This window comes from Bradyrhizobium japonicum USDA 6 (assembly GCF_000284375.1).
Lineage (GTDB): Bacteria > Pseudomonadota > Alphaproteobacteria > Rhizobiales > Xanthobacteraceae > Bradyrhizobium > Bradyrhizobium japonicum.
In genome coordinates, this window is record NC_017249.1 from 304964 (window position 1) to 329261 (window position 24298).

19 protein-coding genes are annotated in these 24298 nt (G+C 65.1%); 11 read left to right on the forward strand and 8 right to left on the reverse strand.

Translation table 11 applies throughout. From position 1 onward, the window contains the following. Nucleotides 1-72: 72 nt before the first annotated feature. Nucleotides 73-384, forward strand: coding sequence for a DUF1272 domain-containing protein (locus tag BJ6T_RS01420; RefSeq protein ID WP_014490501.1), 312 nt, complete (start codon nt 73-75; stop codon nt 382-384). 96 nt (nt 385-480) lie between these two features. On the opposite strand, the gene fahA is transcribed toward BJ6T_RS01420, so the two are convergent. The 5 genes from fahA to BJ6T_RS01445 all read right to left on the reverse strand — a co-directional run bounded on the left by fahA (nt 481) and on the right by BJ6T_RS01445 (nt 6152). Further along, on the reverse strand, nt 481-1752 hold the full coding sequence (gene fahA / locus BJ6T_RS01425; RefSeq protein ID WP_014490502.1) for a fumarylacetoacetase: 1272 nt from the start codon (nt 1750-1752) through the stop codon (nt 481-483). Between the two features lie 209 nt (nt 1753-1961). Beyond that, a complete protein-coding gene (gene hmgA, locus BJ6T_RS01430; protein WP_014490503.1) occupies nt 1962-3308 on the reverse strand; it encodes a homogentisate 1,2-dioxygenase in 1347 nt (448 codons plus the stop codon). Between the two features lie 2 nt (nt 3309-3310). Then, entirely contained in the window at nt 3311-4267 is a 957-nt protein-coding gene (locus BJ6T_RS01435) for an MBL fold metallo-hydrolase (RefSeq protein ID WP_014490504.1), read from the reverse strand. Between the two features lie 23 nt (nt 4268-4290). Then, complete coding sequence (locus BJ6T_RS01440) at nt 4291-4515, reverse strand: DUF2783 domain-containing protein (protein ID WP_014490505.1); 225 nt, start codon at nt 4513-4515, stop codon at nt 4291-4293. A 20-nt stretch (nt 4516-4535) separates the two neighbouring features. After that, nucleotides 4536-6152 (reverse strand): FAD-dependent oxidoreductase, encoded by a 1617-nt coding sequence (locus tag BJ6T_RS01445; RefSeq protein WP_014490506.1) that lies wholly within the window; start codon nt 6150-6152, stop codon nt 4536-4538. A gap of 110 nt (nt 6153-6262) precedes the next feature. Between BJ6T_RS01445 and BJ6T_RS01450 the strand changes: the two genes are divergently transcribed. The 3 genes from BJ6T_RS01450 (at nt 6263) to BJ6T_RS01460 (ending at nt 8190) form a co-directional block, all read left to right on the forward strand. Next, the gene (locus tag BJ6T_RS01450) at nt 6263-6805 is read left to right on the forward strand and encodes a MarR family winged helix-turn-helix transcriptional regulator (RefSeq protein WP_014490507.1); all 543 of its coding nucleotides are present in this window, start codon (nt 6263-6265) and stop codon (nt 6803-6805) included. A 45-nt stretch (nt 6806-6850) separates the two neighbouring features. Further along, nucleotides 6851-7615: a class I SAM-dependent methyltransferase gene (locus tag BJ6T_RS43010; RefSeq protein ID WP_225894918.1), complete on the forward strand. Its 765-nt coding sequence runs from the start codon at nt 6851-6853 to the stop codon at nt 7613-7615. Between the two features lie 257 nt (nt 7616-7872). Continuing rightward, nucleotides 7873-8190: a hypothetical protein gene (locus tag BJ6T_RS01460; protein WP_014490509.1), complete on the forward strand. Its 318-nt coding sequence runs from the start codon at nt 7873-7875 to the stop codon at nt 8188-8190. Nucleotides 8191-8346: 156 nt separating this feature from the next. Here BJ6T_RS01460 and BJ6T_RS01465 read toward each other — a convergent pair whose 3' ends face one another. Beyond that, entirely contained in the window at nt 8347-9153 is an 807-nt protein-coding gene (locus BJ6T_RS01465) for an N-acyl homoserine lactonase family protein (RefSeq protein WP_014490510.1), read from the reverse strand. A 367-nt stretch (nt 9154-9520) separates the two neighbouring features. On the opposite strand from BJ6T_RS01465, the gene BJ6T_RS01470 reads away from it, so the two are divergent. From BJ6T_RS01470 to BJ6T_RS01485, 4 genes are all read left to right on the forward strand, one after another. After that, nucleotides 9521-11038 (forward strand): caspase family protein, encoded by a 1518-nt coding sequence (locus tag BJ6T_RS01470; RefSeq protein ID WP_014490511.1) that lies wholly within the window; start codon nt 9521-9523, stop codon nt 11036-11038. A gap of 145 nt (nt 11039-11183) precedes the next feature. Next, the gene (locus BJ6T_RS01475) at nt 11184-11855 is read left to right on the forward strand and encodes an OmpA family protein (RefSeq protein ID WP_014490512.1); all 672 of its coding nucleotides are present in this window, start codon (nt 11184-11186) and stop codon (nt 11853-11855) included. A gap of 177 nt (nt 11856-12032) precedes the next feature. Then, entirely contained in the window at nt 12033-12962 is a 930-nt protein-coding gene (locus BJ6T_RS01480; protein WP_014490513.1) for an efflux RND transporter periplasmic adaptor subunit, read from the forward strand. Next, nucleotides 12962-16096 carry an efflux RND transporter permease subunit gene (locus tag BJ6T_RS01485; RefSeq protein WP_014490514.1) on the forward strand — a complete coding sequence of 1045 codons (3135 nt, stop codon included), beginning with the start codon at nt 12962-12964 and terminating at the stop codon, nt 16094-16096. Before BJ6T_RS01480 ends, BJ6T_RS01485 begins: the two co-directional genes overlap by 1 nt. Nucleotides 16097-16237: 141 nt before the next feature. Here the strand turns inward: BJ6T_RS01485 and BJ6T_RS01490 are convergent, their stop codons facing one another. After that, nucleotides 16238-16912, reverse strand: coding sequence for a Crp/Fnr family transcriptional regulator (locus BJ6T_RS01490; RefSeq protein ID WP_028170075.1), 675 nt, complete (start codon nt 16910-16912; stop codon nt 16238-16240). Between the two features lie 247 nt (nt 16913-17159). Between BJ6T_RS01490 and BJ6T_RS01495 the strand changes: the two genes are divergently transcribed. The 3 genes from BJ6T_RS01495 (at nt 17160) to BJ6T_RS01505 (ending at nt 22963) form a co-directional block, all read left to right on the forward strand. Continuing rightward, nucleotides 17160-19190 carry an AsmA family protein gene (locus BJ6T_RS01495; RefSeq protein WP_014490516.1) on the forward strand — a complete coding sequence of 677 codons (2031 nt, stop codon included), beginning with the start codon at nt 17160-17162 and terminating at the stop codon, nt 19188-19190. 247 nt (nt 19191-19437) lie between these two features. Further along, complete coding sequence (locus BJ6T_RS01500; RefSeq protein WP_014490517.1) at nt 19438-21885, forward strand: adenylate/guanylate cyclase domain-containing protein; 2448 nt, start codon at nt 19438-19440, stop codon at nt 21883-21885. 211 nt (nt 21886-22096) lie between these two features. Beyond that, complete coding sequence (locus BJ6T_RS01505; protein ID WP_028170074.1) at nt 22097-22963, forward strand: hypothetical protein; 867 nt, start codon at nt 22097-22099, stop codon at nt 22961-22963. Here the strand turns inward: BJ6T_RS01505 and BJ6T_RS01510 are convergent, their stop codons facing one another. Then, a complete protein-coding gene (locus BJ6T_RS01510; RefSeq protein WP_043900327.1) occupies nt 22964-24229 on the reverse strand; it encodes a Spy/CpxP family protein refolding chaperone in 1266 nt (421 codons plus the stop codon). Nucleotides 24230-24298 lie beyond the last annotated feature (69 nt).

Genomic DNA, 24298 nt, shown 5'->3' on the forward strand with positions numbered 1-24298 from the left:
ATCGAGGGAACTACGGCATTCGCGCTTCACGCGCCGTCTGCGATGATCAAGCCAATCTGCGGAGATTCAGCCATGGCCCTCCAGCTTCGACCGAACTGCGAATATTGCGACCGCGACCTGCCGCCTGATGCAACGGACGCGCGGATCTGCTCCTATGAATGCACGTTCTGTGCGGATTGCGTCGAGACGAAACTCTCCAACGTCTGCCCGAATTGCGGCGGCGGCTTTGCGCCGCGCCCGATCAGGCCGACGCAGGAATGGCGGACGGGGGTGTGCGTCGCCAAGCACGTGCCATCCGACAAGCGGGTGCATCTGAAGTACAGCCTGGAGGACGTCGCCGCGCATTGCGCGCGGGTGCGCGACGTGCCGCCGGAGCGGCGGTAATTTCGAGGCCGTCGTTCCGGGGCGATGCGCAGCATCGAACCCGGAACCTCGAGATTCCGGGTTCGCGCTACGCGCGCCCCGGAATGACAGTCAGCCCTACTCCGCCGCCAAAATCGTCCCTTCGACCTCGCCGAACCCGACGCGATAGCCGTTACCCTGGCACCAGCCGCGCATGACGAGACTGTCGCCGTCCTCCAGGAACGAGCGCTTGATCCCGCCGGGCAATTCGACCGGCTCGGTGCCGTTCCAGCTGATCTCCAGCAAGCTGCCGCGCTGGTTCTTCTCCGGGCCGGAGATCGTGCCGCTGCCGAGGAGATCGCCGACATTCATCGCACAGCCGCTGGAGGCGTGGTGCATGAGCTGCTGCACCGAGGACCAGTACATATATTTGAAATTGGTGCGGCTGATGCCGGCGGGCACATTGGCGCCGGCCGCGCGCAAGGAGACGTCGAGCTCGAGATCGTAATTCTGCGGCTTCGCCTGCTTGAGATAATCCAGCGGTACCGGCTCTTGCTCCGGCCCCTTCAGCCGGAACGGCTCCAGCGCCTCGCGCGTCACCACCCACGGGCTGATCGAAGTCGCGAACGCTTTTGCCAGGAACGGCCCGAGCGGCACATATTCCCATTGCTGGATGTCGCGCGCGCTCCAGTCGTTGAGCAGCACGAAGCCGAAGATCATCTCCTCGGCCTGTTGCTCCCCAAGCATGCCGCCCATGGCTGAGGGCTGGCCGACCACGACGCCCATCTCCAGCTCGAAATCGAGCCGCTTGCACGGCCCGAAGCTGGGTACCTCGACATTCGGCGGCTTCAACTGCCCGCGCGGCCGCTTCACTTTTGTGCCGGAGACCACGACGGTCGAGGCGCGGCCATTATAGGCGATCGGCATGTGCAGCCAGTTCGGCTGCAGCGCGTTGTCCTTGCCGCGGAACATCACGCCGACATTGGTGGCGTGCTCCTTCGACGAATAGAAGTCGGTGTAGCCGGAGACCGCGAACGGCAGATGCAATTTTGCATCGCGCATCGGCACCAGCACCTGCTTGCGCAGCTCCTCGTTGTCGCGCAGCTCCGGGTGATCATGGCGCAGCAGCTCGCTGATCCGCTCCCGTGTCTTGGTCCAGACTTTTGGTCCGAGCGCCATGAACGGATTGAGCGAGGGGCCGGAGAACACCCCGAGCGGACCGACATCGAGCCGACAATCCTGCTCGAGCGCCCAGAGATCGAGCACATAAGTGCCGATCGCGACGCCGACGCGCGGCGTGGGATTCGCCGCGGTCGAGAACACGCCATAGGCCAGGTTCTGGATCGGGAAGTCGGAGGCGGGATCGACCTCGATGAAGGATCGGAGGCTGGGGTCGTTGGGGTGGGGCATTGGTTTCCCGTGGCGCAGCGGTGATGGTGTCACCCTCCCCTGGAGGGGGAGGGTAGGCTCATATTGAGCGCAGCGAAATATGAGACGGGGTGGGGTGATCTCTCAACACGGGCAGTGCTCCTTGCGGAGAGACCGTCACCCCACCTCGCTACGCATTCCGCTTCGCTGCATGCGTGGCGACCCTCCCCTCAAGGGGAGGGTAAGCAAGACTACCGCCTGTTCGGATCGAACCGCTTCTTCAGACCCGTCCAGCAATCCGCGTAATTATCCTGCAGCGTGGACGACTTCGCGGCATGCGCTGTGACGCGCTGCGGGTAGCGGGTCTCGAACATGAAGGCCATGGTGCCGGTCAGCTTGACCGGTTTCAGCTCCCCGTTGCTGGCGTGCTCGAACGCATCGCGGTCCGGGCCGTGCGGCAGCATGCAATTGTGCAGGCTGATTCCGCCCGGGACAAACCCCTGCGGCTTGGCGTCGTAGACGCCGTAGATCAGGCCCATGAACTCGCTCATGATGTTCATGTGATACCAGGGCGGGCGGAAGGTGTTGTCAGCCACCATCCAGCGCTCGGGGAAGATCACGAAGTCGATGTTCGCGGTGCCCGCGGTCTCCGACGGCGAGGTCAGCACCGTGAAGATCGAGGGATCGGGATGGTCGAAGCCGATGGCGCCGACCGGAGAGAAGGTGCGCAGATCATATTTGTAGGGCGCGTAATTGCCGTGCCAGGCCACGACGTCGATCGGCGAATGCGGCAACGCGGTCTTGAACAGCGCTCCGCCCCATTTCACGTAGAGCTCGGTCGGCGTGTCCTTGTCCTCGTAATGCGCGACCGGGGTGAGGAAGTCGCGCGCGTTGGCGAGGCAATTGGCGCCGATCGGCCCGCGCTCCGGCAGCGTGAAGGCGCCGCCGTAATTTTCGCAGAGATAGCCGCGCGCAGGACCGTTCGGAATCTCGACGCGGAATTTGACGCCGCGCGGGATCACAACGATCTCGCCGGGCTCGGCGTCGATGCGGCCGAACTCTGTGACGAGGCGCAGGTTGCCCTGCTGGAGCACGAACATCAGCTCGCCGTCGGCATTGTAGAAGTGCTGGTCCACCATCGATTTGGTGATGAGGTAGACATGCGCGGCCATGCCGGCCTGCGTATTGACGTCGCCGGCGGTCGTCATGGTCTGCACGCCCTGAAGGAAGGTCATGTCCTCCTTCGGGATCGGCGCCGGGTCCCAGCGCAGCTGCGCGATCGGCAAATCGTATTCATGGCAGGGCGCCGAGCGCCACAGGCCGGCATCGGCCTTCTCGAAACGACCGGAATGCTTCACCGACGGGCGGATGCGATAGAGCCAGGAGCGCTCATTGGTGCCGCGCGGCGCGGTGAATGGCGAGCCGGAGAGCTGCTCGGCATAGAGGCCGTAGGCGCAGCGCTGCGGCGAGTTGCGTCCGATCGGCAGCGCGCCCGGCAGCGCCTCGGTCTCGAAGCTGTTGCCGAAGCCGGACATGTAGCCCGGCGTGACCTGCGCCGAGCTGCGGATGATCTGGTCGGGCGAGGTGTTGACGTTCATGACTATCCTCCTCCTTGCAGGGCGGCCCACATTTCCTGGTCGCGCTTGTCGGTCCAGATCACGGGATCATCGATCCCCGACGCCTCGTCATAGGCGCGCGACACGTTGAACGGCAGGCAGTGCTCGTAGATGGCGAAGCTGTGGAATTTTGGATCCATCACTTCGCGCGTCGCCGCCATCGATTCCTTCAGCGTGCGCCCCCTGGCGACCGAGATTTCGGCCGCGCCATAGAGCGAGGTGACGAAGTCGCGCGTCATCGCGATGGCTTCGCGCACGGTGGCCGTGCCCTTCAGCGCATCGCCGCGGCCCGGCGCGATCGCCTTGGGATTGAAGTTGCGGATCTCGTTCAGCGTCAGCGGCCATTCGCGCAAATGCGCGTCGCCGCAATAGCAGGCCGAGTGGTATTCGATGAGGTCGCCGGAGAACATGACTTCGGCATCCGGCACCCACGCGACGATGTCGCCGGAGGTGTGGCCGGCGCCGAGCTGCATCAGCCGCACTTCGCGCTTTCCCAGATAGATCGACATCTCGCCTTCGAAGGTCAGCGTCGGCCAGGTCAGGCCGGGAATGCTCGCGGCATCCTGGAACAGCCGCGGGAAGCGGCCATATTCGGAATCCCAATCCTGCTGGCCGCGCTCCTCGATCAGACGATAGGTCTCCTGCGAGGCCACGATGCCCTGCGCCTTGTAGGCGGAGGCGCCCAGCACGCGCACCGCGTGATAGTGCGACAGCACGACATATTTGATCGGCTTGTCGGTGACGGTGCGGACGCGCTCGATCACCTTGTTGGCCATCGCCGGCGTCGACTGCGCGTCGAACACCAGGCAGCCGTCGTCACCGACGATGATCGCGGTGTTCGGATCGCCCTCCGCGGTGAAGGCATAGAGATCGGTGCCGATCTCGGAGAAGGTGATCTTCTTTTCGGAGAGATCGCCGGTGGATGCGAAGTTCTTCGCCATCAATTCGTCCTCAGGTCTTTGGGTTATTGTTGTTGCTGTTGTTGCTGCTGGCCGTCGGTCATGCGCCGCTTCGCGAGCACGATCGCTTCCCGCAACACGTCGATGTCGCCGATATGGTTGGCGAGGATCAGGACCAGTGCCGCGTCGAAATCGGCGCTCTGCTCATCGGTGAAGCCGCGGTGCGCCTCGACGATGGCACGAAAGGCATCGTCGGGCCGCGCGAAGTTGGAGCTGGTTGAAAGCGGCATGCGAATCCTCAATTCAAGCCTTAATTCAAGCCCTGGGCCCGCGACAAGGCGGCCACGATCGCCGCGCGCGTCGGATGGCGGAAGCGCGCCGCAACGTAGCCGTCGGGCCTGAGCAGGTAGGCTGTATCAGGCTCGGCGTCATAGCGCTTTGCGACCAGGCCCGAGGGATCGGCGAGCCCGCCCTCGCCACCGATGCGGATATCCTTCACACCATCGGGCGCATCGATCGCCGCGCCATTGCTGAACGACAGCAAGGTGAAGTCCATTCCACCCCGGCGGAATGCGTCCGTCAGATAGGCCTGCTCGCCAACGGGGGCGTCGAGCATGGAAGAGCCGGGCAACGGTCCGCCGCGCCACGCCTCCGCATCGGGCGATGACAGCGGCGAGTCGTAGCTGCACGGCACCGAGAGCCGCCCGCCATTGACCATGCGCTTGCCGAACTCCGTTTCCTTGGCCAGCGACAGCACCGCCTTGCGCAGCCGCGCTTCCTGATGCGAGTTCGGCGCCATGAAATCGGTCGAGCGGGTCGATTCGCGGATATTCTCGTCGGCAGCCAGGCTGCGCTCGACATGGTAGCTCTCGAGCAGGCTCGCGGGCGAGGTACCGCGCAGCACGCGGTCGAGCTTCCACGACAGATTCTCCGCGTCCTCTAGCCCGGAATTGGCGCCGCGCGCGCCGAAGGGTGAGACCTGATGCGCGGAATCGCCCGCAAAAATCACCCGGCCGTGGAGGAAGCGATCCATCCTCCGGCACTGGAATTTGTAGAGCGATATCCACTCGAACTCGAACTTGTCGTGGCCGAGCATGCGTGCGATCCGCGGCCGCACGTTCTCCGGCTTCTTCTCGACGACGGGATCGGCAAAGCGATTGAGCTGGAGATCGATGCGCCAGACGTCGTCGGGCTGCCGGTGCAGCAGCGCGGAGCGCCCGGCATGAAACGGCGGATCGAACCAGAACCAGCGCTCGGTCGGGAACTCCGCCGTCATCTTGACGTCGGCGATCAAAAACTGGTCCTCGAACACCTGTCCCGCGAACTCGGCGCCGACCATCTGCCGCAGTGACGAGCGCGCGCCGTCGCAGGCGACGACATATTGCGCGTGCAGGCGATAGGCGCCCTCCGGCGTCTCGATCGTCAGCGCGACGGAATCGTTGCGCTGTTCAAGCGCCGTCACCTTGTTGCGCCAGCGCAGATCGATCTCAGGCAGATCGCTGATGCGATCGACCAGATAGGCCTCGGCGTAATATTGCTGGAGGTTGATGAAGGCCGGCCGCTTGTGACCGTCTTCCGGCAGCAGGTTGAACTGGTAGAGCTGCGACTCGCCATGGAAGATGCGGCCGACGCTCCACACCACGCCCTTCTCGACCATGCGGTCGCCGACGCCGAGCCGGTCCCAATATTCGAGCGACCGCTTGGAGAAGCAGATCGCGCGCGAGCCTTCGCCGATCCGGTCGGCATCATCCAGAAGGACGACGCGCTGGCCGCGCTGGGCAAGGTCGATCGCGAGCGACAGCCCCACCGGCCCCGCGCCGACGACCACCACGGGATGCTCGGCCGCACTGTGGCCGGGACGATCCTGGTCGGGGTGGCGGCGATAGCCGAACTGGGTTTTGGCCTGCTGCGTATTGGCCTGCGCCATGCGCTAACCTCGGCTCTGGTCAAGAGAGGACTGATCTGCTAGATAGTCTCACGTGCAACTATTTTGGACCGGAGCCGGCCGGCCGTCAACTGGAATTCGGAGCGCAAGCCTTGGCGAGGACATCCAGCGACATCGCGCTGAAGGCACGTGAGGCCGACGACGCTTCATTGCGGACGAAGGCGCGGCTCGATTTGTTCAAGTTCGTGCCGTTCCGCCTCAACCGGCTTGCTGCGGAGGTGAGTTCCGCGCTTGCGGTCGAATATCAGGAGCGTCACGGCCTCGACATTCCAGCCTGGCGCGTGATCGCGACGCTCGGCTTCCGCAACGATGCCTGTAGCGCGCAGTACATCTCTCAATGCACCCGCACGCACAAATCCACCATCAGCCGCGCCGTGACCACGCTGCTGCACGAGGGGCTGATCGAGCGGGTCGAGAACGAAGCCGACCGCCGCGAATTCCGCCTGCAACTGACGAAGAAGGGTCGCGCGCTGTACGAAGAGCTGTTCCCGCAATTGCTGCGGCGGGAAGACGAGATCCTCGCCTGCCTCTCCGGGCAGGAGCGCAAGCAACTTTCGGCCCTGCTCGGCAAGATCGAACAGAGCCTCGACCTGATCCAGACCAGCGAAGAGGCCGACGCGAAAGAGGCGTATTAGGGCGCGTACTCATAGAGCTGCAGACGTCGGCTTTTGGGAGGCCGATTGAGAAAGCTTGGCAGGTCCGTCACGGCACTGGCTTATATAGCGGCGCTACTTGTGGCGTTTGCCGCAACCCGCGCATACGCCGCTGACATAAATTATCTGGCTCCCCCCGGAGTCGCTGCAAACGAGTTTCCCTCACCACAGCGCGCTGTTGCACGGATCGTCAGCCCGCGCCGCGCCGCCGAAGAGCGCCGCGACGCCCTCAATGAGGCCGGTCAAATCGCACGTGCGCTTGACCTGAAACCAGGTATGACAGTGGGCGACATTGGAGCAGGCAGTGGCTACCACACGGTCAGGCTCTCCCGCCTCGTCGGACCCGCCGGCTCTGTCGTTGCCCAGGACGTCACGCGGGATTACCTCGTCGAGCTCGCCAGGCGAACAGAACGTCTGAAGTTGACGAACGTGCAATTCGCCCTCGGCGAACCGCACGATCCGCGTCTGCCCGCTTCCTCGCTGGATGCCGCAATCCTCGTGCACATGTATCACGAGGTAGCCCAACCCTACGCCTTCCTCTACAATCTCGCGCCCGCCTTGAAGCAGGGTGCGCGGGTCGGGATTGTCGATCTCGAGCTTCCGACGTCGAAGCATGGCACGCCAATTGAGCTCTTGCGCTGCGAATTGACCGCCGTCGGCTATCGCGAGGTCGCCACATACAAGCTCGCAGGGGACGGAGGATATTTGGCGGTATTCTCTCCGCCGGAGGTAGCGGCTCGAAGATCTCCCCGCGATATCGTTGCTTGTGCGGATCCTGCCGGCACTCGCTGACACCACGCCCGCCGCCCGTCTCAGAGGCTGAACATGTCCGAAGAAGGGGTCAGACCGGAAATCGCCGGCTGAGGCTCGAACCGGCGCTTTTGACCCAACCCGGACATTGGGCCCAGTCAGAAAACTGGTGCAATTTTGCCCCATTTCTTGCTCGTCGTCCGGTCGCGAAGTGCTAGGTTTTAGGCATGGCACGAGCCTTGGTCCCTACGGGGGATAAGATGAAGCGGCGTCATTCATCGGGTTTGTCGGGAGGAAACATGACGAACCGTTTTCTCTTTGCCTTGATGGTATTGTTCTCGCTTGCCGAAGCGACGCTCCCGGCGCGAGCATTTCCGGTCGCCCCGACCCTCCTCGACATGCAGTCAACGGATACTTCTGGCGCCTTCATTCTCGTTAGAAAAGGCAAGGGGCATGGCGACGGCGAGGAACGCTTCGAGCGGCACCATCGCCATGGAGCCTACGGCTTTTCCCACCATCGCAGACATTCGCATGGCATGCGCGGCTACCTCGGCAATCAAGGATTCAACTCCGGCTTTGGAGGTGGCAACCAAAACCAGCCCAATGGCCAAAACTGACCCTTGGTGACCGAACGACACACTCACTTCTGGTATTGGCCCGAATCGGACCTGCGGCGATGCTCGTTTGCGCGCTGCTTTCAGGAGCGCAGCGGACACCAGGCTCGCCTGATCTGAGCCGCGCTTAGGGCTCGCAAGCACACGCCCCGGATTCCGTCACTTCGCAAACGACCGCGACGGCGGCAAATGCAGCGCCCAGGCATCGACCTTGTCGCTGGCACGCGGATACATTTCCGTCACGATCGGATCATGGCCAGGGATGAAACGATCGGGATGACCGGCGAGGCGTTCGATCGTCTCCCAGCCCTGCGCCATGTCGCCGATATTGTAGACGATGGGGAACGGGCTTTTGCGCTGCAGATTGGCGTAATAATGCGCGGCATCGGACGCCAGCACCACCGGCCCGCGCGCGGTCTCGACCTTGACCACCTGCAAGCCGTCGGAATGGCCGCCGACACGGTGCACGGTGACGCCGGGCGCGATCTCGCCATCGCCGGAATAGAAATTGACGCGCTCGCCATAGACATGACGCACCATCTGCGTGACGTGCTCGACCGAGAACGGGTGTCGCAGCAGTCCGTTGCACATGCAGCGTCCCGTCGCGTAAGCCATCTCGCGCTCCTGGAGATGGAAGCGCGCATTCGGAAAGCGATCGAGATTGCCGGCGTGGTCGTAATGCAGATGCGTCACGATAATGTCGCGAACGCTCGACGCCGCGACGCCAAAGCGCTCCAGCGCATCGACCGGATTGAGCGTCAGCTTGCGCGCCCGCGCGCTCGCCTCCTCGGCATTGAAGCCGGTATCCACCAGGATGTCGCAGCCGCCGCCGCGGATCAGCCAGACGAAATAGTCGAGATCCTGCGCCGCGCTGTCATGCGGGTCGGGCTGAAGGAAATTCATGTTGGGGGTGCGTGGCGACATCGTCGCATAACGCAGGGCATAGATTTCGTAGGCGTTTCCCATGATTTTCTTTTCTGAGTTGGACCTTCGGGGACGATCGAGCGCACCAAGCCATCGTCCGCCGCAAAGGTCAAACACCGGAGGGCCGCGACAGCGTCCGGCCTGCTATGTGAGAACGCTCACATCTTCTTTGTCGCTGCGGCTCCAGCATCCTGCCGCAGAGTCGAACCAGATGGCGCCGAGCACATCCGTGACTGCCCGTTCATTCCCCTCCAAGCGTGCCCGTGCATCGCGGTCAATTGTCGCGATAATGCCGAATCTCCAAGCGGTTGACGCCCCCCTTCCGCGGTTTGATAATGCACATTGCGTAAGTTAAGGTCGCCGCGGCGCAAGCTGGTAACGGCGCCTTTTTGGCTGGACCGCGCTGATTATGAAAATTCGCTTCCTTTTTCTTCTGCCCCTGCTCGTTTCGCTCGTCCCGGTTGCGCCATCCCTGGCCGCCGGCGACCGTTATGCGTTGGTCATCGGCAACGCCAAATATCCGGACGCGGACGCCCCGCTGAAGGAACCGCTGAACGACGCGCGCGACATCGCCGACGAGCTCAAGCGCGACGGCTTTTCCGTTGAAATCGGCGAGAACCTGACCGGCGACGGCATGCGCCGCGCGTTCGACAAGCTCTATGGCAAGATCAAGCCGGGCTCGGTGGCGCTGATCTTCTTCAGCGGTTTCGGCATCCAGTCGGCGCGCCAGAGCTACATGCTGCCGATCGACGCGCAGATCTGGACAGAATCGGACGTCCGCCGCGACGGTTTCAGCCTGGAGACCGTGCTCGGCGAACTCAATACCCGCGGCGCGGGGGTCAAGATCGCGCTGATCGACGCCTCCAGGCGCAATCCCTTCGAGCGCCGGTTCCGCAGCTTCTCGGCCGGCCTGACGCCGGTCATCGCGCCGAATGGAACGCTGGTGATGTACTCGGCGGCGCTGGCCTCGGTGGTCTCGGATGCGGGCGGCGAGCACAGCCTGTTCGTCCAGGAACTCCTGAAGGAGATCCGCGTCCCCGACCTGATGGCCGAGGAGACGCTGAACCGCACCAAGATGGGCGTCACCCGCGCCTCGCGCGGCGAACAGGTGCCGTGGATCTCCTCCTCGCTCGCCGAGGATTTTTCGTTCATTCCGGGCGCCGGCGGATCGCGTCCGTCGGTGACGGCACCGCCGCCATCGCCGCCGCAGGTCGTCGCCAACAACCCGCCGCCGGCTCCGCCCGCACCGCCTCCACCGCCGAAGCCGGCGGACACGGCAGCGGCACCTGCACCTGCACCTGCTCCGGCAGCGGCACCCTCACCGAAACCGCAGGTCGAGGCCGCCTTGCCGCCGGCGCCACCGCCGGTGAAACCAGCCGAGACCACCCCCGCACCGAGCATGGATAGCGGGCCGAGCGCGGCCGCGCTGGCGGAGGATCCGACCATCAAGGGCCTGACGGCCAAGATCGCCGCCAATCCGGACGACGTGAACGCGCTGTACCGGCGCGGTCAGGTCTATGCCAGCAAGGGCGCCTACAATTTGGCCATCAAGGATTTCGACGAGACGCTTCGGATCAACGCGAAGGACGTCGAGGCGCTGAACAACCGCTGCTGGACCCGCACCGTGGTCGGTGACCTCCAGGGCGCGCTGAAGGATTGCAACGAGGCGCTGCGGCTGCGGCCGAATTTCGTCGATGCACTGGACAGCCGGGGACTCGTCAATCTGAAATCGGGAGCGGTCAAGAACGCCATCGCCGATTTCGACGCAGCCCTGAGGATCAACCCGCGCCTGACCTCCTCGCTCTTTGGCCGCGGGATTGCCAAGCAGCGCAACGGCTCGGCCCAGGAAGGCGCGCTCGATATCGCCAATGCCAAGGCGATGGACCCGAACATTGTTCAGGAGTTCGCAAGCTACGGAGTACGCTAGTATTTTTTGAGTTGAGGCGGCAGACGCCTCGAACCCTCGGCAGCCCAGGGAAGACTAACGGACGGATGCCGCAGGCGGCCTTTCCCGGGGGGCCATTGCAGGAATTTTGGAACCGCGCATGTCCGCTGCGCAGGAGGGACTGGCAATGAGATTGGCTGCAAAGGGATTGACCGCGATCCTGTCCATCATCACGGTCGGCGCGGCTCTGTCGCTGACGACCCCGCTCGCATTCGCGGGCGACGACAACAACAGCAAGAACGTCACCGAGGACGAGATCGTCCGCGCGCTGGCGCCGCCGCCGAAGAAGCCGTTGACCCGCGGCCTCTCGATCGCCCCGCAGGCCGAACCCGCACCCAGTGCGGCGGAAACCAAGCTGATCCGGTCCGTGCGCGGCCGCTCGACGCGCTCGCTTTCGTCGACCGAGCGCGAAGAGATCGCGTCGGTGGCCAAGGACAAGCCGAACATCGATCTTGAAATCACGTTCGACTACAACTCGGCCAATATCAGCGCCAAGTCGCTCGCCTCGGTACAGGCGCTCGGTCGCGCGCTGACCAGCCCCGACCTGAAGGGCTCGACCTTCGTGGTGGCCGGCCACACCGACGCCGCCGGCGGCGAGGGCTACAATCAGGACCTGTCGGAGCGCCGCGCGGATTCGATCAAGCGCTACCTCGTCGACAAATACGGCATCGCCGCGACCGATCTCGTCACCGTCGGCTACGGCAAGAGCAAGCTGAAGGACCCGGCCCAGCCGATGGCGGAGGTCAATCGCCGCGTGCAGGTCGTCAACATGGAAAACAAGACCACCGCATCGAAGTGAGAGCACGACGTAATCCTTTGAAGTGCCAAATCCTTTGAAGTGCCAAGTCGTGATGTGGTGTAAAGTCTTGCTTCAAAAGCGCGTCCCGCAGCCTTGCGGGACGCCGCTTTATTTCAGGGAAACGCTCTCAGCAGGCCTCGTGCGGATGGCCGTGAGCCAGGCCAGGACAATCCGGCGATGAACGCCTCCGAATATCTCAAGCCTGCCGGAACCGTGGTGTTCGTCGTTGCGCTCGGCGTCGGCTATTATCTGTTCGAGCATCGGCATCGCACCGAGGCGAAGGACACGCCGAGCGAGGCGCTCGTCATCGTGACGAAGTCGACCAACGCCTGCTTCTCCGACCTCGTGCGGGTGACCGGCTTCTTCGTGCCGCGCCGCGAGGCCGTGGTCGTCGCCGACCAGGAAGGCTCAAGGGTCACCGACCTCTTTGTCACCGAAGGCGCCATGGTCACCGAGAATCAGGAGCTGGCGCGCCTGACGGCGCCGCCGCAGATCCCCGGCCAGCCGCAAAGACCCGGCCCGCAAGGCCCGATCTCGCTGAAGGCGCCCGCGCCAGGCCTCGTCACCGAAGTACGCACCATCGTCGGCGCGCCCGCCTCGCCGCAGGCCGGCCCGATGTTCCGCATCGCCGTCAACAACGAGATCGAGCTCGACGCCCAGGTCCCGGCGGTGCACATGCCCAAGCTAAACCCCGGCGCGACCGTGCGCATCAGCCGCGACGACGCGCCCGATTTGATCGGACGGGTCCGGCTGGTCGCGCCCGAAATCGACCGCACCACGCAGCTCGGCCGCGTCCGCATCAGCGTCACCAACAATCCATCGCTCAAGGTCGGCGTGTTTGCGCGCGCCTCGATCGACGCCAAGCGAAGCTGCGGCGTCTCGATCCCCAAGACCGCGATCGACCATCTCACTATTCAGGTCGTCAAAAACAATATTGTCGAGACGCGCAAGGTACGGGTCGGGCTGTCGTCCGACAGCGCGACGGAAATCCTGGAGGGGCTCGAGGTCGGCGAAATCGTCGTGGCCGACGCCGGCTCTTCGCTCCATGACGGCGACCAGATCAAGACCATGTTCGCCGATGAACTCGATCGCACGCGGGTACGCTGATGGCTCTCAATATCTCGGCTTGGTCGATCCGCAATCCGCTGCCGTCGGTCGTCTTCTCGATCATCCTTCTGGTCCTCGGCTGGGTGTCCTTCACCAAGCTCGCGATAACGCGGCTGCCCTCGGCCGACATTCCCGTGATCTCGGTCGTGGTGTCGCAATTCGGCGCAGCACCAGCAGAACTCGAATCCCAGGTCACCAAGACGGTTGAAGACGCTGTCTCCGGCGTCGAGGGCGTCAGGCACATCACCTCCTCGATCACCGACGGCGTGTCAGTGACCACCATCCAGTTCGCGCTGGAGACCAACACCGACCGCGCGCTCAACGACGTCAAGGACGCGGTGACGCGGGTGCGATCCAACCTGCCGCAGAACGTCACCGAGCCGCTGATCCAGCGCGTCGACGTCATCGGCCTGCCGATCGTCACCTATGCTGCGATCTCGCCCGGCAAGACGCCGGAGCAGCTCTCCTATTTCGTCGACGACGTGGTCAAGCGCGCGCTGCAGGGCGTGCGCGGCGTCGCCCAGGTCGAGCGCATCGGCGGTGTCGAGCGCGAGATTCTGGTCTCGCTCGATCCGGACCGGATGCAGGCAATGGGGCTGACCGCGGTCAATGTCAGCCAGAGCCTGCGCGGCACCAATGTCGACGTCGCCGGCGGCCGCGCCGAGATCGGCAAGAACGACCAGGCGATCCGCACGCTCGCGGGCGCCAAGACGCTGGGCGATCTCGCCGGCACCATGATCCCGCTGTTCGGCGGCGGCGAGGTCCGGCTCGACGATCTCGGCACCGTCACCGACACCATCGCGGACCGCCGCACCTTCGCCCGCTTCAACGGCGAGCCGGTGGTCGCGCTCGGCATCAAGCGATCCAAGGGCGCCAGCGACGTGAAGGTGGCCGAGGCCGTGGAGAAGCGCATCGAAGCGCTCAAGGCGGCCTATCCCGACGTCGACCTCAAGCTGATCGACACCTCGGTCGAATACACCAAGGGCAATTACCACGCGGCGATCTCGACCCTGTTCGAAGGCGCCATCCTCGCCGTCATCATCGTGCTCCTGTTCCTGCGGGACCTCCGCGCCACCATCATTGCGGCGATCTCGCTGCCGCTGTCGATCTTCCCGGCGTTCTGGGCGATGGACCTCCTCGGCTTCTCGCTGAACCTCGTCAGCTTCCTCGCCATCACGCTGTCGACGGGTATCCTGGTCGACGACGCCATCGTTGAGATCGAGAACATCGTCCGGCACATGAACATGGGCAAATCGCCCTACCGTGCCGCGCTCGAGGCCGCCGACGAAATCGGCCTCGCGGTGATCGCGATCTCGCTGACCATCATCGCGATCTTCGCGCCCGCAAGCTTCATGTCGGGCATCGCCGGACAGTTCTTCAAGCAGTTCGGCATCACCGTCTCGGTGCAGGTGTTCTTCTCGTTGCTCGCGGCGCGCTTCGTCACACCGGTGCTGGCCGCCTACTTCCTCAAGCACCATGCGCACGAAGAGCCGCCGCCCGGCCGCGTGCTGCGGACCTATCACAGGATCGTGGCCTGGTCGGTGAAGCACCATTTCATCACCGTGCTGATCGGCTTCGGGGTGTTCGCCGCCTCGATCTGGAGCATCACGCTGCTGCCGCAGGGCTTCCTGCCGGCGCAGGACAGCGCGCGCTCGCTGCTGGCGCTCGAGCTGCCGCCGGGCACCCAGCTTGCCTACACCGAGAAGGTCACCGAGGACATCGTCGCACGCCTGCGCAAGCGGCCGGAGGTGAAGAGCATCTTCGTCGATGGCGGGCGCGTCCCGCCGGGCACCCAGGAAGTCCGGCGCGCCTCCTTGATCATCAACTACACGCCCAAGGACAGCCGCGACATCACCCAGCGCGAGCTCGAATTCTCGATCAGCCAGGAGCTGGAGAACGTTCCCGACATCCGCTTCTGGTTCCTCGACGAGAACGGCCTGCGCGCCATCTCGCTGGTCGTAACCGGCGTCGACGCCAACATCGTCAACAACGTCGCCAGCGAGCTCGCGACGCAGATGAAGCGGATTCCGACGATCTCCAACGTGATCTCGGAAACCACGCTCGAGCGGCCCGAGCTTCGCATCGAGCCGCGCGCAGATCTCGCCGCGCGCCTCGGCGTCTCCACGGAAAGCCTGTCGCAGACCATCCGCGTCGCCACCATCGGCGATGTCGGGCCCGCGCTCGCCAAGTTCGACGTCGGCGACCGCCTGGTGCCGATCCGCGTCCAGCTCGAGGACGCCGCGCGCGGCAATCTGAGGACGCTCGAACAGTTGCGCGTGCCGCTCGGCGAGCGCGGCGAGAAGGGCGGCGTGCCGCTCTCGGTCATCGCCGACGTCAAGCTCGACCAGGGTCCGACCAGCATCAACCGCTACGATCGTGAGCGGCAGGCAACCGTCGCCGCCGACCTCGTCGGCTCCGCCGCGCTCGGCGACGCGACCAAGAAGATCTACGACCTGCCGGTGATGAAGAGCCGGCCGAAGGGCGTGAAGGTGTCACCCTCCGGCGACGCCGAGAGCCTGAACGAACTGTCCGACGGCTTCGCCACGGCGATCACGGCGGGCCTGATGATGGTCTACGCCGTGCTGGTGCTGCTGTTCGGCACCTTCCTGCAGCCGATCACCATCCTGTTCTCGCTGCCGCTCTCGATCGGCGGCGCCATCGCCGCCCTGCTCATCACCGGCAAGCAGCTCACCACGCCGGTGTGGATCGGCATCCTGATGCTGATGGGCATCGTCACCAAGAACGCGATCATGCTGGTGGAATTCGCCATCGAGGCGATCCGCGCCGGCAAGCCGCGCGAGGAAGCGATGATCGACGCCGGCATGAAGCGCGCGCGCCCGATCGTGATGACCACGATCGCGATGGCCGCGGGCATGATGCCGAGCGCGCTCGCGGTCGGCGCCGGCGGCGAATTCCGCTCGCCGATGGCGCTCGCGGTGATCGGCGGCCTGATCTTCTCGACCATACTGTCGCTGGTATTCGTGCCCGCGATGTTCATGGTGATGGACGATCTCGGTGCCTTGATCTGGCGATTCGCCAAGCGGCTCATCGTGCATAGCGAGGATGCCGAGACCGCCGATCATCACGGCGCGGCGCCGGATAAAAAGGGCATGGTACACCCCGCGGCGGAGTAGCCATGATACGGACGTCGACAGCTCAAGCTGGTTCAGCGAGCGGCGTCAGCGAAACCGACGTCGCAGAAGATCGTCTTCGCTTCGGAGCGTTCAAGCGCACCGGTCGCACCGCCCGGACGGCGAAGCGGTTTAGCCGATCCCCTACTCGTTGCGCGCGATCGCCGTCAGCTTGGTCATGTTCCGCAGCAGGATGCGGCCGCGCTGGAGATCGAGGATCGCCTCCTTGCGCCAGGCCTGAAGCTGGCGGTTGACGCTCTCGCGGGCCGCGCCGACGAAGATGCCGAGCTGTTCCTGCGAGATGTGGACCTCCGAGCCGAAATCGGCGGCGAGCGCGCAGAGGCGCCGTGCCAGCCGCACCGGCAGCGGTTGCAGCATGGATTCTTCCATGCGCTCGCTCTGCCAGCGGATGCGCTGGCACAGCAGCGCGATGATCTTGATCGCGACCTTCGGCTCGCGTTCGAGGAAGCTGAGAAAATCCTCGCGCCGCAGCACGAACAGTTCGCTGGCTTCGCCTGCGGTCGCATCCGCAGTGCGGCTCTGGCCGTCCAGCACCGCGACCTCGCCGAACAGGTCGCCCGGGCCCATGAAGTTCAGGGTCAGACGGCTGCCGTCGGAGACGCCGGTCTCGATGCGGACCTGGCCCCGGCGCACGCCGAACAGCGCGTCCCCCGCATCGCCCTTCTGGAACAGCACCTCGCCATTCGCCAGATGCTGGGTGTGGCAGAGATTCGACAGCCGCTGGAGCTCGTCTCCGCCGAGATCGGCGAACATCGCGTTCATCTTCAGGATGACCGCAAATTCGGCCTGCTTGCTCATTTCAATGTCCTTGTGAATTTCCTTAGCCAGTTTTCCTGGCAAATCGCTTGGAACCATCAAATCAGGATCGCGTAATACCGAGCCGGGGAAGTGTGTCATAAGTCACATAACTTTGCAGCACCCCCCGACTATTTTTACGTGCTTGGAGCCGCTTCCCGTCCGGGGATAAACTCAGGTGCAAAGGACGGATGCATAGGACGCTCATCTGCGGGATTCGCCGCCGATTGTCCGTCGTTGGAAAGTCGACATGAGAGCAGTGAAATTCGCCGGCGCGGCGATAGCCGCCGTCATCATCGTGATCGGGCTTCTCCTCGTGGTCGGGATTCCCTCGGGATTCCTGGCCACGACGATTGCCTCGCGGGTCGAGAGCGCGACCGGCTATCGCCTGTCGATCGACGGCACCACGAAGATCAGCCTGTGGCCGACACTGAACGTCACGCTCAACGAGCTCACGCTTCAGGACCCGAAGGACCGCAGCGGCATCACGCGCCTGACGGTCGACAGCGTGCAGGCCGACATGTCGCTCTCGAGCGTATGGTCGGGCAGCCCGAAGATCAGCGAACTCGTCGTCACCCATCCCGTGCTCCATCAGCAGCTGCTGCGCGAGCGACTGCCGAATGCCGGCACCGCGTCGAAGCCGCTGGCGCTCGACACCGGTGGCGCGACCATCGACCGCGTCAAGGTCATCGATGGTGAAGTCGCATTCGCGCGCGTGCGCGATCGCGTCGAGGGCCGCATCAGCGCCATCAATGCCGATGCCGTCATTGGCCGCGACCGCAAGGTCGACATCGCCGGCACCGCGCGGGTCGGCGATCACCCGACCAAGTTCGATATCAAGGCGTCGACGCCGGCGACGCCGGCCGACCGGCCGACCATTCCGGTGGATTTCGCCATCGACATGCCTGATGTGCTGAAGTCCCAGCTCGCCGGCCATGCCGAGATGCGGCTGAGCGGCGATGTCGTGATGATCAACGGCGTGAACGGCAGGCTCGGTGACGGCGCCTTCAACGGCTGGGCCTCGGTCGACATTGCGAGCAAGCCCCTGGTCAAGGTCGATCTCGACTTCCAGCGGCTCGCGATTCCGGTGGCGAAATCGCCGGAGGGCATGTCGGGACAACCCTGGAGCAATGCACCGATCGACGTGTCCGGGCTCAATTATGTCGACGCGCAAATCAGGATCTCCGCGAACGAGGCCGTGATCGGCGATGCGCGCCTCGCGCCGCTGGCGCTCGATGCGAAGCTCGCCGGCGGCGTGCTGAAGGCCGGCACCGCCAATCTCGGCGCCTATGACGGCCAGGTCTCGGGCGAAGTGATCCTGGATGCCACAACCGGCGCACCGAGCTTTGCCATGCATTCCGATCTCGTCGGCGTGCGCGCATTGCCGCTGCTCCAGGGCCTTGCCGAGTTCGACCGGATCGACGGCAAGCTGCAGGCCAAGCTCGCGCTGCGCAGCGCCGGCACCAGCCAGCGCGCGCTGATGGCGAACATGCAGGGCACGGCCTTCGTCAATTTCCAGGACGGCGCCATCCGCGGCATCAACATCGCGCAGATGATCCGCTCGCTGACATCGGGCACGCTGTCCGGTTGGCAGGACAGTGAGGCCCAGAGCACGGATCTGTCGCAGCTCTCGGCGTCCTTCCGCATCGACAAGGGTCAGGCGGTGACGACCGATCTCAATCTGATCGGACCGCTGGTGCGCGTGACCGGCGCCGGCACCATTGCCCTCGACACCAAGATGATGGGTTTTCGCGTCGAGCCGAAGCTCGTGATGACCACCGAAGGCCAGGGCCGCGCGTCGGAGCCGGTCGGCTTCGGCATTCCCGTGATGATCCAGGGCAGCTGGTCGCAGCCGCGGATCTACCCTGACATGGCCGGCATGCTGGACAATCCGGACGCCGCCTATGCCAAGCTGCGCGAGATGGGCAAGGGCCTGTTCGGCCCCGATGGCGCCGGGCTCGGCAATATCCTGGGCAGCCTCGGCTTGGGCGGTACCGCCGCGCCGGGCGGCGGCAACGCCAATCCGCAAACCCAGCAGCAGGGACAGAGCAACCCGCTCGGCGGTCCGCTGGGCGAGGCGATCGGCAATTTGATCCAGCAGGGGCTTTCCAGCGGCGCGGGGACCAGCACTGGCACCGGCCGTAGTCGCGGCCTGCCGGCAACACCGTCCACCCCCGCTCCGCAGGCCTCTCCCGCGCCCCCGGCCCAGGACGACCCGGCGGTGGCGCAGCAGGACAGCCAGCCGATGAACGACGTGCTGCGACAGCTCTTTAATCGATGATTGGCCGACCAACGCACTGGACTCCACGCCAATCCTTACATCGGCCTCCCCGCCCGCCGCTTCCTCCAAAGGGATGAGGCCGCGACAATTCACGCCCCTTCCGGCCCAGCCCGGCGTCGACAGTGGGTAACCACGCTGGCCGGTCCACAGGTCGCTGGACGGTCCGCTGGCCCGAATTGTGGTAGAAGGGCGCGTGGACCGGTACGGCCCGTAGCGCCGGCGTCGATGACGGCGCGAGAGGATCTGGATGGCGGGAGCGAAAGACAAGACACGGTTTCTGCGCGAGGGCCTGTTCGCCAAATATGTCGTCTCCCTCGTCGGCCTCGTCGTGTTTGTCCTCGCCGTCAACGGCGCGATGGAGACCTGGATCTCCTATCGCGCCACCAAGACCCAGCTGACCGACGGGCTCGACGACAAGGCGCAAGGAGCCGCCCGGCGGATCGAGCAGTCGATCTCCGAGCTCGAGCGCCAGATCAGCTGGGTGACGCGGGCAAGCCAGGACACGCTCGAGAAGCGCCGCGCCGACTACGCATCGCTCCTGCACCAGGTCTCGGTCGTCAATCAGCTGTTCCAGCTCAACGGTGAGGGACGCGAGGTGCTGCGCGTCTCGCGCCAGTCGACCACGACCGGCGGCAATGCCGACCTCTCCCGCGACATGCGCTTCACCGACACGGTCGCCCGCGGCGTCAGCTACGCGCCGGCCTGGTTCTCCGACCGGACGCCGATGATGTCGATCTCGGTGGCGCATTCCGGCTTCAATGCCGGCGTCACCGTGGCCGAGATCGACCTCAGCTTCCTCTCCGACTTCCTGTCCGACGCCCAGGTCGGCAAGGCCGCATTCGCCTATGTGGTCGATCCGCGCGGCCGCGTGCTGGCGACCTCGTCGAAAGGGCCCGATGTCGGCAAGGATCTGTCGAAGCTGCCGCAGGTGGCGGCGGCGATTGCGCCCGGCCGCGAGCCCGACACCTCGGGCACTGACTTCAACGGCCATGCGGTGATGAGCGCTGCCAGCACCGTGCCGAAGCTCGGCTGGAATGTGATGTTCGAGCAGCCGACGACGCAGGCGTTGATGCCGATCCGCGACCAGCTCGTGCGCATCGCGCTCTTGATCGGCATGGGCCTGATGGTCGCGATCCTCGCCGGCACGCTGCTCGCCCGCCGCATGATCATCCCGATCACGGCGCTGCGCGACGGCGCGCACAAGCTCGGCGAAGGCGATTTCAGCCACCGCATCGACGTCCACACCTCCGACGAGCTGGAAGACCTCGCCGGCCAGTTCAACCGCATGGCCGGCCAGCTCCAGGAAACCTATTCGGACCTGGAGACCAAGGTCGAGGCGCGCACCCGCGATCTCGCGCAGTCGATCAACGAGCTCAAGGCGCTGGAAGAGGTCGGCCGCGCGGTCGCCTCCTCGCTCGATCTCAACGCCGTGCTGCCGACCATCGCGGCGCGCGCGATCGAGATCACCCATGCCGATGCGGTGCTGATCTACGGCTTCGATGCCGAGACGCGCCGCTTCAACCTGATCGAATCCAACGGCATCGACAAATCGGCCGACGGCGCGCATGTCACGATCCAGCAAGGCGCGAACATCCTGAGCGATGCCGCCGACAGCGGCGAGCCGATCGCGATCGCCGATCTCGACCGGGCCTCCGAGCAGCCGCTGCGCGACGTCGCGATCGATGCCGGCTTCCACTCGGTGCTGGTGGTGCCGCTGGTGGACCAGCAGGGCACGCTCGGCTCGCTGGTGGTGCTGCGCCGGGCCGGCGGCGAGTTCGCCGGAAGCCTCATTGGCCTGATGCGCACCTTCGCCAACCAGGCCGTGCTGTCGATGCGCAACGCGCGGCTGTTCACCGAGGTCGATCGCAAGGGCCGCGAGCTCGCCGCCGCGCATAACACCGTGCAGCAGCAGGCGGCAAAGCTGCAGGAGCAGACCGAGCAGCTTCGCAACTGGAACCGCTCCCTGGAAGAGCGCGTCGAGAAGCAGCTCGGCGAGATCGGCCGCATCAAGCGGCTCGAACGCTTTCTCGCGCCGCAGGTCGCCCAGCTCATCGCGTCGTCGGATGGTCATGACTCGCTGCTCGACAGCCATCGCCGCGAGGTCACCGTGGTGTTCTGCGATTTGCGCGGCTTCACCGCCTTCACCGAGGCGACCGAGCCGGAAGAGGCGATGAACGTGCTGCGCGAATATCACGTCGCGCTCGGCAAGCTGATCTTCAAATACGAGGGCACGCTCGACAAATATGCCGGCGACGGCGTGATGATCCTGTTCAACGCGCCGATCCAGTTCGAAGACCACACGCGGCGCGCGGTACAGATGGCGGTGGAGATGCGCGACACGATCGGCCCGCTGACCGAGAAGTGGCGCAACCGCGGGCACACGCTCGGCTTCGGCATCGGCATCGCGCTCGGCTATGCCACGCTCGGCCAGGTCGGCTTCGAGCAGCGGCTGGAATATGCCGCGATCGGCAGCGTCACCAACCTCGCCTCGCGTCTCTGCGACGAAGCCAAGGCCAACCAGATCGTGGTCAGCCGCCGCGTCTACGGCATCGTCGAGCCCTGGGTCGAAGCCCGCGCGCTCGACGACCTCGTGCTCAAGGGGTTCAATCACCCCGTGCTGGCGATGGAGATTTTGGGCTGGCGCGAGCAGGTGGAGAACGTGGTGGATGCGTCCGCCGCGCGCCGCCGAGGATAGCCAACAACAAAAAAGTCGAAAACAACCCCATGCACAGTAGACGGGGTCCGCAAGATCAATGACTTACGCGGGTGCCGGAGTGGTTTGACACGTCGGGCAAAACACCGGCAGGATGGTATCATCTCACGCACCCCTCCCACGAACCACATCCCTCCTCCCCGCGACTAACCATCGCCTCAACGCCGAGGCGAGAATTCGGATGGAGACGATCGTGGCGTTTGCCTTGCCTTCGCGCGCGTATGATTTGCAGATGCTGGACCGTCCCGCTGATCGTGCGCGCGATCACGGTTGGGTCTTTGGCCTGCCGCCGGGCATCGCGAGCGAGCAATGGCCGCTCGATCCCGTCACCGGCTTTCCACTGATGCACGGCTTCACCTTGAAGCTGCCAGACGATTATCGCGTGCATGGCGAGGACATCGTTGCGGTGTCGTTCTTCGCGACCGCGCCGGATCACAATGACGGCGGGGCGCCCGATGATCCCGAGATTCGCGAGGCCGTGGCGGCGCGACCAGCGCATCCGCGGCTTTCGCGCATGACCGACATTCTCGACTACGAATATGCCGCGTTGCTGCTGACCAAAGCCGAATATGCAGGCGCATTCGCGACGCCGCCGGCACCGCTTCCCCTTGCGACAGCCGATCGGCCGCGCTGGCTCGACGTCGGCGGCGCCAGTGCCTTCTTCGAGGCCGCCGCGCCTTATGCAAGAAAGATGTTTGCCGCGCAGCCGCGCGCCGATCTCAGCGAGACCCGCGCGATCGCGCTTGTGCCGCGCGCGACCGATCCCAATGCCGGCAAGGGCCCGCAGGACGAGCACACAAGGCAAAACCCGCCGACCGGTTATCAGCCCTACTATTACTATGTCGGGGGTGTGCCGAGCCGTGACAATTTCCGCCTGCACGACTGGGGCAAGGATCACGCGCACAACCATCTCGGCGGCACCATGCGGCCGTGCCAGGCCGTGCCGGAGATGAGCCCGTTCTACATCGAGTTCGAGGAATATTTCGGCGGCTACAATTTCGGCGGCGGCAATGCGCAGCTCGACTTCAAGGACATGAAGTTCGACTGGGCGTGCGGCTGATCAGACCCCCCGCTTCGGCCCGATCGCCTCGAAGCCGGCCTTCTGCTCGTCGCTCAAGTCCGCCTCGAAATCGTCGAGCGCGTCGCCGACGCCCTTCACCGCCTGCAGCATCGTCTCCAGCCGCGCCTTCACGACGGTGAGGCGGGCCTGCGGCGTGGGCTCGGCCTTGGACGGGCACGCACTCAGTGTCTCCATGGTGCGGAGCGTGGTGTCCTGGAGCACCTCGAACCGGGCGCGAGCGGTGTCGTCAAGCCTCAGCGTGGACGCGATCTCGCCGGGCCATTGCTGCTGCACGAGCTGCTCGTATTGCCGCTGTGCCTGCACATCATAGCGGGGATCGTAGCCGGCCTCGCACGCGGCTGGCGCCTGCGCGTCCTTGCGCTGGCCGGCCGCAAGCGCGGCACGCCGCTCATTGGCCAGCGCGTCGAGCTTTGCCTTCTGGCCGGCATCGAGAAGATCGACGAATTTGGCAAGCGACGGCGCGATAGCATCCGTCGCCTTGATCATGGCCGCGAGGCGCGTCTGCATCAGGCCGAGGCGCTCCGCGGAGGTCGCGGGGGCCTGCGTCGGGCAGGCCGCGCGGATGGTGTCGCGCGCAGCGACCCAGGCGATCGCGAGCTCATCGAGCGCGGCGCGCTGCAATTCGTTCGGCTGCACCTGGGCGGCGATGCGGTCGACCGGCAGGCCGCCGGTATCGCTGGCATCGCAAACGGCCTCGACCGAAGGGACCTTTCGCGCGCGCCTGCCTTGCGACGCTGTGTAGGCGGCGAACTCCGTGGCCGCATAAGGCGCGAAGATCGCGGCGTAGATGTCGCCATAGCCATAGAGCGAGAGGCTGGTCGTATCGCCCAGGATGATTGCGGTGGTGAGGTCGTCATGCGCGAACGGCCAGAACACCGGGCCCGCCCAGCCATAGCTGCCATCGGGGTGGCGCCACCAGCCCTGCGGGCGGCGGCCACCATGCCAGCCCGACAGCGCAGCTTGCGCCGTGAGCGCCGCGCGCAGGATGTAGGGGTTGGCCGGCTGGCCGCGCTCGGCGCCGCGAGGATCCTGCGACCTCAACGCGGCGGAACGGTATCGGCCGCCCCGTACCGCCATGCGCGAATGGCGCAGGCGCGACATGCCGATCACGTGGCCGACGGCAAAGCGCGCAACACCGAGCGGGCCACCGCGCAATCCGAACTGTGCCTCGGCCTTATTCGGCAGCAGCACTGCCGCAATCACGAGAGCAGCGCCCGCCAGCGCCAGTCCCATGCGTCCCGACATGAAAGCGGACCTGACCACCTCGGCCTCCTCCCAGCGCCAAGCGCGCACTGGGGCGCATCACAATGACGC